The organism is Pseudomonas sp. SA233, from assembly GCF_054792385.1.
In genome coordinates this window covers 657,817-673,450 of the sequence record NZ_CP096449.1, presented here as the reverse complement: position 1 = coordinate 673,450, position 15,634 = coordinate 657,817, and the positions used below count along the sequence as shown (strand labels likewise).

9 protein-coding genes are annotated in these 15,634 nt (G+C 64.9%); 3 read left to right on the top strand and 6 right to left on the bottom strand.

Features of this window, described 5'->3' with window-relative positions; translation table 11 throughout:
• Positions 1 to 25: 25 nt before the first annotated feature.
• The gene (locus tag M1D87_RS03095; protein WP_123085255.1) at positions 26 to 4,927 is read right to left on the bottom strand and encodes an alpha-2-macroglobulin family protein; all 4,902 of its coding nucleotides are present in this window, start codon (positions 4,925 to 4,927) and stop codon (positions 26 to 28) included.
• 257 nt (positions 4,928 to 5,184) lie between these two features.
• Here M1D87_RS03095 and M1D87_RS03090 point away from each other — a divergent pair, with 257 nt between their 5' ends.
• A complete protein-coding gene (locus tag M1D87_RS03090; RefSeq protein WP_123085256.1) occupies positions 5,185 to 6,522 on the top strand; it encodes an MATE family efflux transporter in 1,338 nt (445 codons plus the stop codon).
• A gap of 81 nt (positions 6,523 to 6,603) precedes the next feature.
• Here the strand turns inward: M1D87_RS03090 and M1D87_RS03085 are convergent, their stop codons facing one another.
• The 5 genes from M1D87_RS03085 to M1D87_RS03065 all read right to left on the bottom strand — a co-directional run bounded on the left by M1D87_RS03085 (position 6,604) and on the right by M1D87_RS03065 (position 11,635).
• Positions 6,604 to 7,059 carry an REP-associated tyrosine transposase gene (locus M1D87_RS03085; protein ID WP_015268818.1) on the bottom strand — a complete coding sequence of 152 codons (456 nt, stop codon included), beginning with the start codon at positions 7,057 to 7,059 and terminating at the stop codon, positions 6,604 to 6,606.
• A gap of 234 nt (positions 7,060 to 7,293) precedes the next feature.
• The gene (speA, locus tag M1D87_RS03080) at positions 7,294 to 9,207 is read right to left on the bottom strand and encodes an arginine decarboxylase (RefSeq protein WP_013970716.1); all 1,914 of its coding nucleotides are present in this window, start codon (positions 9,205 to 9,207) and stop codon (positions 7,294 to 7,296) included.
• A 151-nt stretch (positions 9,208 to 9,358) separates the two neighbouring features.
• The gene (locus M1D87_RS03075) at positions 9,359 to 9,730 is read right to left on the bottom strand and encodes a translation initiation factor Sui1 (protein WP_003257057.1); all 372 of its coding nucleotides are present in this window, start codon (positions 9,728 to 9,730) and stop codon (positions 9,359 to 9,361) included.
• A 298-nt stretch (positions 9,731 to 10,028) separates the two neighbouring features.
• Positions 10,029 to 10,565 (bottom strand): NUDIX hydrolase, encoded by a 537-nt coding sequence (locus tag M1D87_RS03070; protein ID WP_123085257.1) that lies wholly within the window; start codon positions 10,563 to 10,565, stop codon positions 10,029 to 10,031.
• A 2-nt stretch (positions 10,566 to 10,567) separates the two neighbouring features.
• Positions 10,568 to 11,635, bottom strand: coding sequence for a DUF2333 family protein (locus M1D87_RS03065; protein ID WP_013970713.1), 1,068 nt, complete (start codon positions 11,633 to 11,635; stop codon positions 10,568 to 10,570).
• A 248-nt stretch (positions 11,636 to 11,883) separates the two neighbouring features.
• Between M1D87_RS03065 and M1D87_RS03060 the strand changes: the two genes are divergently transcribed.
• On the top strand, positions 11,884 to 13,242 hold the full coding sequence (locus tag M1D87_RS03060) for a diguanylate cyclase (RefSeq protein ID WP_123085258.1): 1,359 nt from the start codon (positions 11,884 to 11,886) through the stop codon (positions 13,240 to 13,242).
• A 242-nt stretch (positions 13,243 to 13,484) separates the two neighbouring features.
• Positions 13,485 to 15,446 (top strand): methyl-accepting chemotaxis protein, encoded by a 1,962-nt coding sequence (locus M1D87_RS03055; RefSeq protein ID WP_102083469.1) that lies wholly within the window; start codon positions 13,485 to 13,487, stop codon positions 15,444 to 15,446.
• Positions 15,447 to 15,634 lie beyond the last annotated feature (188 nt).

The window sequence follows — 15,634 nt, the reverse complement described above, 5'->3', positions numbered from 1 at the left end:
CACATAGTACGCGCAAGGCAGGTGCTTAGCGGGCTTTTACGGTCATCTCCCCTTGCCCATCCCCCACGGCCTGCAGGTTTGGCCGGTACATCGATTCAACCTGCGGCGGCGGCACGCGGTAGGTGCCCGGGGTCACCGCCCGAGCCAGATACAGCAGGTGGGTGGTGCCGTAGCTGTCCAGCTTGAGCGCGGCGACGTAACGATCATCGCGATACTCCTGGTGCACCACGCTGGCGTTCTGCATCGATTCGCGCCATTCCTTCACCGCACTGCTGGCGTTTTCCAGGCTGGCGGCACTTTGCGCCAGGTTCTGGTTTTCCAGCTCCAGGCCCGCCGGTAACAAGTCCACCACCAGCGCATCCGGCACCCGGTCTTCAGCCTTGAGCGCCAGGTGCACCAGCACCAGGTCTCCACTGCGCAGGTTATGCAGGTCCAACGGCTGACCATTCATGCCCAGGTACTCACGGCGGATCTGCATGCCGTTGCCACCGGCCGCAGGCGCCTGGCGTGGGTAACCCGACAAGGTCAGTTGCTGGTACAGCGTCTCGCTGCCTTGGTTCTGCACACTAAGCGGCGAAGCCAGCAACGGGCCTTCGAGCTTCATGCCAGACTCGGCATTGTTGAACTCGCGCACTTCACCCGCGCTGTCCAGGCGCGCCTGCCACTGGCCTTCCGGTTTGCCCAGCAGGCCACGGCCGGCCAGGAACAGTGCATTGCGCTCCTGGGTCGACAGCCAGCGGTTGGCCGCCAGTTCATCCGACAGGGCGAACAGGCGCTGGTCGACCTGGCGGCTGGCCAGGTTGCTTTCCTGCAGCAGCGCCAGGATCAGTGCCTGGTCGCGCAGGGCGCTACCATAGTCGGCCATCCAGCCTTTACCGCGGCTGATGCCCAGGCCTGCCTGCAGGGCCTGCTCGGCACGCGGCTTGTCGCCCATCTTGTCCAGCGCCACCGCCAGTTGCACCAGTGGCAGGCCAGAGCGGGCGTCGGCGCGGCGTTCGAACAAGCCGCGCAGTGCCCCCAGAGGCGCCTGCTGGCTGCGCGACAGCACCAATGCCGCATAGGCCTGCACGGCGAAGCGGGTGTGTTCGGCGTTCTCGCTGTAGTCGACTTCGATCAGGTTGCGCTCCTGCAGGTAGCGCAGCAGGCGCTCGCTGGCCTTCTTCAGCGCTTCGGCCGGCACACCATAGCCTTGGTCACGGGCGCGCAGCAGGAAGTCGGTGACATAGGCGGTCAGCCAGTATTCTTCTTCGCTGTCCGAGCTCCACAGGCCGAAGCTGCCGTTGTAGCGCTGCATGCCCAGCAGATGCTCGATACCCATCTCGATCTTGCGCTTGCGCACATCGGCTGGCTCGCCCTTGATGCCCAGGCGCTTGAGGCTGTCGGCATCGGCGTACAGCGACGGGTACAGGCCGCTGGTGGTCTGCTCCAGGCAACCGTAGGGGTAGGCTTCGAGGGCACGGATCTGCTCGGCCAGGTTCAGCGGTGGCCGGCTCGACAAGGCCAGGCTGGCTTCAAGCCCGGCGGGTTCGAAGGCGGCCAGGTCTGCTTCAGGCAGGGTCCATGGCTGATCCTTCAAGGCCACGCGGTAGTGCTTGAGCATCGCCGGGTAGGCCGGGCGCACGCCCAGCGTCCACTCGCGTTCGAACGCGCCGGTCGGCTCGTTCGGCAGTTGCAGGCCAGTGACCCGCACATGCACCTTGCCCTGGCCCAGGCCACCCTGGGCCTGTACCGGGATCATCAGCGTCGAGCGCTGGCCTTCAGCCAGGGCAACGTTCTGCACGGCGTTGGCCGCCAGGCTCAGCTGCCCTTCGGTGCTGATTTCAACATTCAGCTGCTGGGCACGGCCCGACAGGTTGGCCAGGTCCAGCGCCAGGCTGGTGCGGTCGCCACCGGCCAGGAAACGCGGCGCCGAGAGCTCGGCGATCAGCGGCGCGGCGACCACGGTCTTGCCTTCGGCCATGCCGAACTGTTCCTCGGTCCAGGCCTGGGCCATCAGCCGCAGTTCGCCATTGAAGTCGGGGATATCGACCGTGGCCTGGCCCTCGCCCTTGTCGTCCAGGGTCACCGGCAGGCTCTGCTGGGCGACGATGGTCACCGTGGTGTTGGGGCGCTTGCCACCCTTGGCCATCGCTGCGTCACCACCAAATGCCAGGCTGGCCAGGCGACCCTGTCCGGCTTCGATCAACTGGCCGTAGATATCCAGCTGGTCAGCACCGTAAGCCTTGCGCCCGAACAGGCTGGCGAACGGGTCGGGGGTCTTGAAGTCGGTGATGTTGAGGATGCCCACGTCCACCGCCGACAACAGCACATGCACCTGTTTCGGCACGCTGCCATCGGCATTTGCAGCCTTGACCTTCACGGTCAGCGGCTGTTTCGGGCGCATTTTCTCCGGCGCCTGCAGGCTCACCGCCAGCTTGCGTTCGGCGCGGTTCAGCGGCAGGTGCAGCACGCCCACCGCGCGTTTCGGCGTGGCGTTGGCCTTGCGCTCACCCGGGCGGATCACCAGCGCGCTGATGTACAGATCGTGGCGGGCCCACTGCTTGTCCAGCTGCACGTCGAACGTCTTGCCCTCGGCGGGCACGTCGATCTCCTGCCACCACAGCGGGCCATCGCTGGACTCGATCATCAGGTAGCCACTGCCGGCTGCGGGCGGGGTGACGGTGACCTTGGCGGTAGCGCCGTCGGCGTAGGCCGGTTTGTCCAGCGCCAGCTTGACCTGGTCCGGCCGCACCGCGCCGCCTTCGGCGTTGTCCTGGGCGCGGTAGCCAGCCCAGAAGCGCGCGCTGGACACAAGGCCCGTCTCCGGATCCTCCACCTCGACACGGTACGGGCCCCATTCCACCTGGAAGCTCAGCTTGGCGGTGGAGCCGGCCTTGACGCTGACGGTCTCTTCGCTCTGGGTAAGGAATTTCTCGTTGTAGGCGTAGCTCCAGCCATCGCTCTGCGAGTAGTTCCAGTAGTAGTCGCGGCGCTCGCGTACCAGCCGCACCTTGAGGTCGTTGGCCGCCAGCTTCTTGCCGTTGCGGTCGGCCACCAGGAACTCGAACTCCACCGGCCCGTCACTGTCGGTTTCCTCGCCGTCGAACAGGCCACGCAGGCCTGGCAGGCGCTCGGCCGGCCAGATGGGTTGCTCCAGGCGGCGGGTAATCGGCCGGCCACCGGACTCCTGCAGGCTGGCCTGCACGGTCAGTTGCAGCGGCGAGCGGGCTTCGGCCCAGCGGCTTTCGATATCGACCACGGCCTTGCCGGCCTGGTCGAGGGTGACTTCGTCCAGCTCCAGGTCCTGGTTCAGCTCGGTTTCGGTGACCGAGCCGAACTGGTAGCCAGGCAGCGCCGGTACCGCCTCGCGCAGCGGGCGAACATAGGCCTGGCCGCTCAGGCGGTTGCCGGCAGCCGGGGCGCCGTATAGGTAACGGCCATTGACCTGGATGCGCGCATCCTGATCCGGAGACAACGGTTTGCTGCTGCCCTTAAGTTCCAGCGCCAGGCGCTCGGGCAAGAAGTCTTCGACGAGAAATTCATACACCTGCTTGCGCCCGCCGCCCAGGTCGAGCAGCAGTTGCCAGCGGCCGGTCGGGGCCTCGCTGGCCAGCTGCAGCTGGTACTGGTACAGGCCGTTGCCGTCGGCTTCCCAGACGAACTTGCGGCTGACCTGCTCATCCGGGCGACGCACTTCCACGCTCACTGGCTGCGCCTTGACCGGCTTGCCGTCCTGGTCGCGCAGCAGGCCGTTGAGCAACACCGTTTCACCGGGGCGATACAGGTCACGCGGGCCGAAGATGAAGAACTGCAGCGGGTTGGCCTGCGGGCCGGTGATGTCGAACTCGGCCAGGTCCAGCGCCGCGCTGCTCAGGCGCAGCAGGGTGGTGTGCACGCCCTGGGTGGCGATCAGGGTGTCGGCCTTGGGCGTGATCGGCAGCTGGGCGTGGCCATCGCTATCGGTGCTGGCCTGGGCCAGCAGCTTGCCCTTGTCGTCATGGATTTCCAGGTTCACGCCGTTCATCGCCTTGCCACCTTCCAGGGCCTGGGCGAACACATCGAGGCGGTCACGGTAGCGATGCGCGGACACACCGATGTCGCTGAGAGTGAACAGGGTCGCTGGTTGCGAGTAGTCGTAAGTGCCCGAGGCTCGCATCACCGCCAGGTACACGCCTGGCTCCTGCAGCGGCTTGATGCCGGCGATCGGCAGCAGCACGGTCTCGCGGGTGTTGCGTGCGGGGTTGAGGTCGAAGCGGCCGCTGTAGACCAGATCGGCCATGTCCAGGGTTTCCTTGGACTGGTAGTAGTACAGGCTGCTGTTGCGCCCCCAGTTGACCAGGAAGGTCGAGAGCATGTCCGGCTTCACGCGGAAGAACTCGACATCGACCTTGTCGACGTTGAGCGCGATCACCGGCAGCCCCTCGGCCAGGCGCGTGGGCAGCAGCGAACCGCGGCTGGCGAAGCCGATGGTCGGCTGCATGTCGCGGGTTTCCAGGCGGCTGATCGACTCGCTGTCCAGTTGCTTGCCATTGACCGCCAGCAGGCCCTTGTCGACGGTCAGCACCAGTTTGCGCTGCGGCTCCAGATGGCGCAGGCGCAGCTCCATCTGGTTGTCGGAGAGCTCCCAGGCGCCGTCGAGCTTGCCTTTGACGGTGTCGACCAGGTGCACTTTGCTGGCGAAGTCCTGTTTGGCATCCAGCGGCGCGGAGAAGCTGATCGACAGCGTCGCGGCGCCATCGAGCTGCACTTCGGAAACATCCAGCACCGTCAGCTCGCGGCCCTCGTAGCGTTTTCCGAGTTCGGCCTGGTCTTCGCGTTGGGGTGCCGGGGTGGCGACGGGCGCTGTGGCCGCCGGCTTTTCGGATGGCGCCGGCTTGTCCGGCGTCGAAGAGTCACAGGCACTGAGCAAAGCCAGCGCGCAGGCCAGCAACAATCCTTTGTTGAACATGGAGTAGAACTCTTTGGCAGCGTGTACGTGAGGGCAGCAACTATAGCGCAATGGCGGGTGCAGTACCTGGCGTTGCGCGCATTGGTTGCCAGGCCGTTACACTGTGCCATTCGTTAAAAGGAGGGCCGCTTCGCGCCCCTTCGCGGGCTTGCCCGCTCCCACAGGTTCGGCGCCGGCCGCAAGATCAACACTATCCTGTGGGAGCGGGCGTGCCCGCGAAGGGGCGCGCTGCGGCCCCAGGGTCCCATGGAATGCTAATGTCCCAACTCTCCACCGACTGGCAGCACCGCCCCACCCACTACAAGGTCTGGGCCCTGGCCGCGCCGATGATCCTGTCCAACATCTCCGTGCCGCTGGTAGCCCTGGTCGACAGCACGGTCATCGGCCACCTCCCCCACGCCCACCAGTTGGGTGCCGTAGCCGTGGGCGCCACGCTGTTCACCTTCATGGTCGGCCTGATGGGTTTCCTGCGCATGGGCTCTACCGGCTTCGCCGCCCAGGCCGCCGGCCGAGGCGACGGTGCAGCGTTGCGCCAGGTACTGGTACAAGGGCTGCTGCTGGCGGTGGGCTTCGCTCTGCTGATCGGCCTGCTGGCCCTGCCCTTCAGTCAGCTGGCGCTGCACGCGATGGAACCCAGCGCGGCCCTGCAGCAAGCCACCGAAGACTTCTTCCATACCCGCTTGCTTGGCCTGCCCGCGGCACTGGCCAGCTACGCCCTGGTCGGCTGGTTCCTAGGCACCCAGAACGCCAGGGCGCCACTGGCCATCCTGCTGACCACCAACCTGCTGAACATCGCCTTGAACCTGTGGTTCGTGCTTGGCCTGGACTGGGGCGTGCTGGGTTCGGCGCGGGCGTCGGTGATCGCCGAATGGAGCGCCGCCCTGCTCGGCCTGGCCCTGACCCGCCCGGCCCTGCGCGCCTACCCGGGGCAGATCGTGTGGGCGGCGCTCAAGCGCTGGCAGGCCTGGCGGCCGCTGCTGGCGGTGAACCGCGACATCTTCCTGCGCAGCCTGGCGCTGCAACTGGTGTTCCTGCTGATCACCGTGCAAGGCGCTCGTCTGGGCGAAGCCACCGTGGCGGCCAATGCCCTGCTGCTCAACGGCCTGCTGCTGACTGCCTATGCGCTTGACGGGTTGGCGCACGCGGTAGAGGCCCTGTGCGGCCATGCCATTGGCGCCCGCGACCGCGACACATTGCGCCGCTCGCTGGTGGTGGCCTGTGGCTGGTCGCTGATCACCAGCCTGGGGTTTGCCGGGTTGTTCCTGCTGGGCGGGCACCTGTTCATCGATTTGCAGACCGACATCGAGAGTGTGCGGGCAGCGGCTTATCCGTACCTGCCGTACCTGGCATTGCTGCCATTGATTGCGGTGTGGAGCTATTTGCTGGATGGCTTGTTCATAGGCGCGACCCGGGCGCGGGAGATGCGTAATGCGATGTTGGTGTCGGTGGTGATTGCGCTGCCCTTGGGAGTGCTCATGAGTGGGTTTGGCAACCATGGGTTGTGGTTGGCGTTTCTCGGGTTCATGGGGTTGCGGGCGGTGACATTGGGGTGGGTGGGGTGGCGGTTGCAGGAAAAAGGTGAGTGGATTCAGTAATGCCGGGGCCGCTTTGCGGCCCATCGCGACGCAAGGCCGCTCCTACATGGAGACGGCCTGGTATCGCGATCACCTGCGGATTCACAGCCACACACAATCCCAATGTGGATAATCACCAGCCCGCCGCACCAGCCCAGCCCGAATGGGATTGGCGATGATGTAGCGGGCAGCGGCCTTTACATCCTCCTCCTTGCGCAGCGCCCGGTCGTAAAAGCCGGGTTGCCAGATGTGCTGTCGCTCGGCACCTGTACGGTAGAGCGCGCAACTGCTTCGCGACTTGAAGGCACACATGAGTTTGCCCAGGCTGGTCGGGCCGAGCTCGATCAGCCAATGCAAATGGTCCGGCATCAAGACCCAGGCCAGCGAACGGCAACTCCCCTCTCGATCACTCAGCCGCAATTGCTGAATGGCCGAACGCGCAAACCAGAGGTTCTCGAATAACGGGAGGCGATGGCGTGTGATGGTGGTTAGCAGGTAGAGCCGTCCTGGCTCTGAAAAGCGCCCTTGGCGCAAGCGATGGTTGCCGTGACGATCCATGTCGACTTCCTTTGAACATTGCATTCACAGGATAGGCGTGGCGATGAAATGCACCGCCGGTGGATCATTACCGAGTATGACGCGGTGAGGGCTGCGCCCTCAGATCGCGACACAAGGCCGCTCCTACAACAGCTCGCGCCGCGATTTCCCGCGAAACCGCAATTCCATGTGGTTTCGCGGCCCCCTGTAGGAGCGGCCTTGTGTCGCGATGGGCCGCAAAGCGGCCCCCGAGGATCACGACGACAAGTACGAAGACCGCGTCAACCCAAGGCGCAACGCATCCAGGTACTGGGTCCGCTCCCGCGCAGTGATCTTGGCGCTGGCCACCTTGTCACGGTAATGCGTCATCAACTCCTCCGGCGACAGGTGCACATAGCGCAGCATGTCTTCGATGGTGTCGTGGGTCTCGATACCGGCGTGGTACACGCTACCGTCGGCGTTCTGGTAGATGTTCACCGAGTCGGTGTCACCGAACAGGTTGTGCATGTCACCGAGGATTTCCTGGTAGGCACCAACCAGGAACACACCCAGCAAGTAGTCCTCGCCCTCCTTCACCGCATGCACCGGCATGCTGGTCTCGATGCTCTGCTCGTCGACGTACTGGTTGATCTTGCCGTCGGAGTCGCAGGTCAGGTCCTGCAGCACGGCACGACGCATCGGCTCTTCGTCCAGGCGGTGCAGCGGGATGATCGGCAGTACCTGGCCGATGGCCCAGGTGTCCGGCAGGCTCTGGAACACCGAGAAGTTGCAGATGTACTTGTCGGCCAGCTTGTCGTTCAGCTCGTCCAGCACTTGGCGGTGCGAGCGCTGGCGGGCTTTCAGCGAGTTGTGCAGGCGGCGGCACACAGCAAAGTAGCACTGCTCGGCCAGGGCCTTCTCGGCCAGGCTGATCTTGCCATCGGCATACTGCGCAGCCACGTCACCCATGTAGTGGGTGGCGCGCCAGTAGGTCTCGGTCACCATCTCGATGTCGGTCGGGCCGAGCAGGTCGACCAGCCACTGCACGGTCTCGGGCAGGGCTTCCTTGTTCTCGATGGTCGGCACGTCGTCGTTGTGCTTCTCGACGTCGGTCACCTGGATCACCAGCATGGCGTGGTGGGCGGTCAGCGAACGGCCGCTCTCGGAGAAGATGTGCGGGTGCGGCAGGCCCTGCGCGTCGCAAAATTCCTTGAGCATGCCCACAACAACGCCCGCGTAGTCGTCCATGTCGTAGTTGATCGAGCTGGCATTGCGCGAATGGGTACCGTCGTAGTCCACGCCCAGACCACCGCCAACGTCGATATGGTCGACCGGCAGGCCCAGCGCACGCAGCTCACCGTAGTAACGGATGGCTTCCTTGAAGCCGTGTTGGTAGTCCGCCAGGTTGGCGATCTGCGAGCCCATGTGGAAGTGCAGCAGGCGGATACCTTGGTCCAGGCCGGCATCGCGGAAGCGCTGTACCACCGAAATCAGCTGGGCGGCGGACAAGCCGAACTTGGACTTCTCGCCACCGGTGTCGGCCCACTTGCTCGAGGCCAGCGACGACAGGCGCACGCGCAGGCCGACTTGCGGCTTGACCTTGAGCTCGGCGGCCTCGTCGATCACCAGGGCCACTTCCGACTCTTTCTCGATGACGATGAACACGTTGTGGCCGAGCTTCTGGCCCATCAGCGCCAGGCGGATGAACTCGCGGTCCTTGTAGCCGTTGCAGACGATGGTGCCACCCTTCGGCGCCAGCGCCAGCACTGCCAGCAGCTCAGGCTTGGAGCCGGCTTCCAGGCCAATGGAGACGTTCTGCGTGGCGATGATGTTTTCCACCACCGCTTCCTGCTGGTTGACCTTGATCGGGTACAGCGCGGTGTACTTGCTCTGGTATTCCAGGCGCGCGATGTTGGCATCGAAGGCGCCGGTCAGCTGGCGCACGCGGTCTTGCAGAATGTCGGGGAAGCGCACCAGCAATGGCAGCGACAGGCCGCTCTGGCGCAATTCGTCGACCTGTTCGAACAGGTCGATCGGTGCGCTTTTCGGGCCGTTGGGGCGTACTTCGACGCGCCCGGCTTCATTGATGGCGAAATAACCAGCGCCCCAATGGCGGATGCCATAAACACTGCGGCTGTCGGCCACGGTCCATTGGCTACCATCGTCTTTGCGTGTGCGTCGTACGGACATTCAAGTCCCCTATAGATAAGTCGAAGACACTGCCCCGCAAGGAGGCGGGCGCAGTGTAAAAGCCAAAAATGACGATTCGTCCGTGCCCTGGATAGACCCTGGTCACGGCAACGAGTTTAGAAAGCACTGGGCAAAAAATCGCGTGGCCGCATCAGCCGCCGGATTTTTTCGCCTTGAAGCCCTGCTTGGTCAGCTCACCGATCAGCAGTTCGACATGGTCGCCCTGGATTTCGATGACCCCATCCTTCAGGGCGCCACCGGTACCGCAGCGGCGCTTGAGGGTAGAGGCCAGCTCCTTGAGCTGATCGAGCGGCAGCGGCACGCCGGTGACGGTGGTCACGGTCTTGCCGCCGCGGCCCTTGCTTTCGCGGCGCACACGGGCAATGCCATCGCCTTCGGGGATGACCTGCTGCTTGCAGGTACAGGCATCCACCGGCTGGCTACAGTCGGGGCAGTGCCGACCGGTGTCGGTGGAGTAAACGAGACCGCCAAGGGCGGCGAAGGAAGAAGCTTTCTTGGCCACTTTTGTTCCTCTGTGCTGAGGACAAAAACTGGTCGGCCCCAGGGGGTTGAGCCCGACCGCGAAGCCCCACTCTGGCAGGGGCGGCGCTACCACCGCAAGACCTGCGGCAGCCCGAAAAGGGCGCGCAGTGTAACGATAAATCCCGCTGTTGCTAAGTACCGGAATGCGGCATTTTGCGAATGTTTTGCGACCCCTTCGCGGGTAAACCCGCTCCCACAGGTACTGCGCAGGTTTCACGACCTGTGAAATCCCTGTGGGAGCGGGTTTACCCGCGAAGGGGTCGGCATGGGCCACGCATCTATTTGAGGCTGGTTTTATAGCGCTGCAACGCCGCCAACGAGTCCGGGCAATACGGCTTCGTCAGGCTTTCTTGCTCAGCCTGCTCCAGGCCAATGAACCGCGCCTCGATCACCTCTTCCGGCTGTAACCGCAATGGCGCATCCGACACCGCCGAATACACCGCACACCACAAGTGGTTATCCGGCTGGTCAAAGTAGAACCGCTCATGAAAACGCAGCTCCACACCGTCGATCCCCAGCTCCTCGGCCAGCTCCCGCGCCGCCGAATCGGCATACGACTCCCCGGCCGTCACCATGCCGCCTGCCGCCACATCCCAGTAACCCGGGTACAGCGCCTTGCTCAGGGTACGCCGGTGCACGCACAGCTCACCGGCACTGTTGAACAGCAGAATGAACGTGCAACGCCCTATCAGGCCGCGCTCACGCAGTTCGGCCCGGGGCAAGGCACCCAGCACCCGGTCGGCTTCGTCCACCCAGGTGACCAGTTCTCGGTCGGAAGCCGCCCGGTGGGCGGCCTCGTTCGGGCTGATCGCCATCTTCAACCCTGCGACAGCAGCTGACGCAGGTCGATGACCGCCGCGTTGGCCCGGGAAATGTAGTTGGCCATGACCAGTGAGTGGTTGGCCCACATGCCGAAGCCGCTGCCGTTGAGCACCATCGGGCTCCACAGGGCCTCCTGCGAGGCTTCCAGCTCACGGATGATCTGGCGCACGCTGACCGTGGCGTTCTTCTTCGCCAGCACGTCGGCAAAGTCCACCTCGATGGCGCGCAGCAGGTGCGACAGCGCCCAGGCCTGGCCACGGGCTTCGTAGAACACGTTGTCGATCTGCAGCCATGGGGTTTCCACCAGTTCCTCGTCCACCTGCGGCGCCTGGCCGGCGACCAGCGACTCAGTCTTCAGCGTGGTGTTGAGCTTGACCCGGCCAACGCTGGCCGACAGGCGCTGCGACAGCGAGCCCAGGCGGGTGGCCACGTCACCCAGCCAGTTGTTCAGGTTGTCGGCACGGGTATAGAAGATTGCGCCCTTGTCGCCGGCAGCCAGACGGGTCTGGTAGCGGGTCAGCGACTTGATGCCCTCTTCGAACTCCGACTCGCTCGACGGCAGGATCCAACTCTTGTTGTCGAAGTTGAAACGCGGCTCGGCCTTGGCCAGGTCGGCGTCTTCGGTCGACTGCGACTGCGAACGGGCGAAGTCCTTGCGCAAGGCACGGGACAGGTCGCGCACCTGGACCAGCACGCCATATTCCCAGCTCGGCATGTTGTCCATCCACAGCCCTGGCGGGAAGCGGTCGTTGGAAATGTAGCCACCCGGCTTGTTCAGCAAGGTGCCGGCCACGGTCTTGAGGGTTTCGATAGTGGTGTAGCCCACCACCATCTGCTGGCCGGTACGCTCGGCTGCGGCCTGGGCGTTCTGCTGCACCGGGAACAGCTCCGGCTCCTGGCTCCAGTACCAGCCCAGGCCGATGCACACCAGCAGGTACAACCCGATCAGGGTCCCCAGGGCACGGCTCCAGAGGCCGCCAAGATAGCTACGGGCGGCGGCGCCACGGCCGTCGACACGCTCGCGGGGCTCGGCTTTGGCCTCGCGGTTTTTCCAGTCCAGCATGGCTTTGTCCTTAATCAGTCACGACGGTTCAGGGGCTTGGACCACAGGCCTGCGCCAGGGTGCCACGGCAAGCCCGCGTGGCAGCACTATAAAGCAGACACCGCCTTACGCATAAGCGACCAATCGGTCAGCAACTGAATATTCGTTCTGGCCGCTTTGTTGACGCAGGGCACTCACGCACCTGAAAAGAACTGCTAGCATAGAGCCATCATTGCCCCTGCATACCCCAACCTACAAGTAGCCAGGACATGAGCCAAGCAGCCGAGCCGAGCCCGCTGTGCCCCGCCCAACAGCTGACGCGTAGCGGCCTGCGCAAGGACGACCCGCTCGATCAGGTGCTGCTGCCGTCCCTGCGCAAGCCGGTGTACATCCTGCTGCAGGACCACGAGCGCGCCCAGCGCCTGGCCCAGCAACTGGAATTCTTTGGCCTGGTGGTGCAGGCGCTTGCCAGCGCTGCGGCGTTTCAGGCCTCGATCAGCGAATACCCGCCCTCGGCCATCATCATGGATGTCGACTTCAACGGTGCCGGCCAAGGCCTGCTGTTGGCTGCCCAGATGCAGCAGGGGCTGGCCCGACATATACCACTGCTGTTCTTCAGCCATCACGAAACCGACACCCCGACCCGCCTGGCCGCCGTGCGCGCCGGTGGCCAGGACTTCCTCACCGGCACCCTGGAAGCCTCCAGCCTGTTGGAAAAGGTCGAACTGCTGACCAATGCAACCCAGCACGACCCGTTGCGCGTACTGGTCATCGACGACTCACGCACCCAGGCGCTGTACACCGAGCGCGTGCTGGCCAGCGCCGGCATGATCACCCGCAGTCTGACCGACCCGATCCGCACCATGGCCGAGCTGGCTGACTTCCAGCCCGACCTGATCATCCTCGACCTGTACATGCCGGCCTGCACCGGCCCCGAACTGGCCAAGGTGATCCGCCACAGCGACCGTTATGTGAGCGTGCCGATCATCTATCTGTCTGCCGAAGACGACCTGGACAAGCAGCTGGATGCCATGAGCGAAGGCGGTGATGACTTCCTGACCAAACCGTTTCGCTCTCGCCACCTGATCACCACCGTGCGCAACCGCGCCGCCCGCGCCCGGCACCTGAAGGCGCGCATGGTGCGCGACAGCCTGACCGGGTTGTACAACCACACCCACATCCTGCAATTGCTGGAAGACTGCAGCTTCCGCGCCCGTCGCGAGCAGCTGCCGTTGTGCTTTGCCATGCTCGACATCGACCATTTCAAGAAGATCAACGACCGCCACGGTCACCCCATGGGCGACCGGGTGATCAAGAGCCTGGCGCTGTTTCTCAAGCAGCGCTTGCGCAAGACCGATTTCATTGGCCGTTACGGCGGTGAAGAGTTCGCCATTGTGATGCCCAATACCGCGCTGGACGCGGCGCACAAGGTGCTGGACGAAATCCGCAGGCGCTTTGCCGAGATTCTCTACCCGGCGCAGCCGCGGGACTTGCAGTGCACCTTCAGTGCAGGGGTGGTGCAGTTGGATGAGGGGCTGGATGCGCTGACCATGGCCAGTGCGGCGGACGAGGCGCTGTATCGGGCCAAGCATGCCGGGCGTAATTGTGTGGTGCGTGTAGAGCCCTGAATCAGGCTTTGCCTGTGCCGGCCTCTTCGCGGCTAAAGCCGCTCCCACAGGTACTCCACCGGACTGAAGGATTGCGCAGTCCCTGTGGGAGCGGCTTTAGCCGCGAAGAGGCCGGCACAGATTAAAATAGAGGCACTGTGCCACTTTTTTATGGCGCCACCCCCCTGTCGTCATCACCCCGTCACAAAATCGCAATAACTTCAGCCACCGACCTCCCCCTCCCCCGCAGGAAGCTCGCGGCTATGCGCCTGAAGTGGCTGACCAATTTCAACACCCTGTTGCTGGTAACCGTGTGTATCGCTCTGGGCGCCACCCTTTGGTGGTCGCAGCGGGCCCTTGAGCGCCCCTACCAGTTGATGGAGCGCTACCTGGGCCTGTCCCAGCAGTTCCAGAACCAGGCGGCCCGCAACATCCAGGCGTACCTGGGCAGCGGCGATGCCCTGCGCCATGCCGCGGCGATGGAGGCCAACCAGCAGTTGCAGGCCGCGCTGGCCGAGTGGCCCAGCGAACTGGCCGACAAACTGCGCCCCAGCCTGGACAGCCTGCAGGCCTTTACCGCCGAGGAGCTACTGGCCGCCGGCAAGCTGGCCGGCGACCCGCAAGCCCTGCTGCTGCAAGCCGAGCGGGAACTGGGTGCCAACTTCGAACAGCTGGCCGGCTACGCCCGCGACAGCGGCAGCGCCGACGCAAACCGCTACCTGGTGCCACTGCTCGACGCCACCGTGCACCTCGGTCGCCTGTCGCTGGCCCGGGACAAGCTGGTCAGCAGCGGCCGCCCGGAGCTGGCCGACGAAGTGGAGCGTGAGCTGCAGCTGATCCGTGCCCAGGCCCAGGCGATCGATGCCTTGCCCTTGCTCGGCGTAACCCGTAGCGCCGAATCCGGTGCCGACGACTTCGCCGCGATGATGGGCCTGGAAACCCAGGCCAGCGCCCAGCAGGAAGACATTGCCGTCGGCCTCAAGCGCGAACTGCAGAGCCTGCTCGGCCGCTACCCGGCCGAGCTGCAGCGCACCCGCGAACAGATCGAGCGCCGCGTCGCCCTGGCTGCCAGCACCGGCCAACGCCTGGAGGCCGTGCAACAGGCCATTGCGGCACTGGAGCCCGAGGTACGCGGCCAGCATGCGAAAATTGCCGGCGAAGTGCGCATCATCCAGGGTCTGATGATCGGCCTGATCCTGCTTATCGCCCTGCTGATCGACACCTTGCAACGCCGCCTGGCGCGCACCCTGACCGACCTGGCCCCGGCCCTGTCGCGCTGGGCCGAGGGTGACTTCGCCGAGGCCATCGCCCTGGGCAGGACCAACCGCGAACTGCGCGACATCCAGGAATCGCTCAACCGCCTGCGCCAGTATCTGGTAGAGCTGGTCGGCACCATCCGCCACAACGCCGAGCAGGTGGCTGGCAGCAGCCACGCCCTGGCCGGCATGAGCGCCGCCCTTCATGACGGCGCCGAACGCCAGGCCGGCGACACCGGGCAGATCCGCGATGCCTTGGGTGAACTGGAAGCGACCATCCAGCAAGTGGCCGGCGACGCCAGCGCCGCAGCCGACGCCAGCCGCGATGCCGGGCGTGCAGTGGAGCAGGGCCAGGCGGTGATCGGCCAGAGCCTGTCGGGCTTGCGTGAGTTGGTCGACGAGGTGCAGGGCAACGCCCGCATGATCGAGCAACTGGCGGAGGAGTCGGCCACCATCGGCGGCGTCCTGACGGTGATCCGCTCGATTGCCGAGCAGACCAACCTGCTGGCGCTGAATGCCGCGATCGAAGCGGCCCGCGCCGGTGAGATGGGCCGTGGTTTTGCCGTGGTGGCCGATGAGGTGCGTTCGCTGGCACAGCGCACCACCGGGGCGACCGGCGAGATTCAGGCACTGATCGACCGCTTGCAGCAGGCAGCCAGAAGTTCGGTGGCCGGGATGCGTGCGCAGCTTGAGCATGCCGAGGCCACGGCCAACCAGGCCCAGGCGGCGGACGGGGCGCTGGACGAGATCGTCTGTGCCATTCGCACCATTTCGGACACTGCGGTGCGGATTGCCGATGTCACGGCGCAGCAGAGTGGTGCCGTGAGTGAGATTCGCGACCACAGCGAGCGAATTCATGAGCTGGGTGAGGACAACCTGCAGCGCATTGGCGAGGGGCGTGAGCAAGGCGAGCAGTTGCTGAGTTTGGGGGGTGAACTGAACCGGGCGGTGCGGGCCTTCAGAGTCTAGGTTGGCCTGTGCTGGCCTCTTCGCGGGTAAACCCGCTCCCACAGGGATAGCCTATGCGGACGAGGTGGGAGCGGGTTTAACCGCGAAGAGGCCGACACAGGCAGCACATGAGCCAGCGGCCATGTGTCGCCCCCGCCACCAGCATGGCCCCAACCCGCACCAACTCCGCTATCATGCCCAGCACGTTC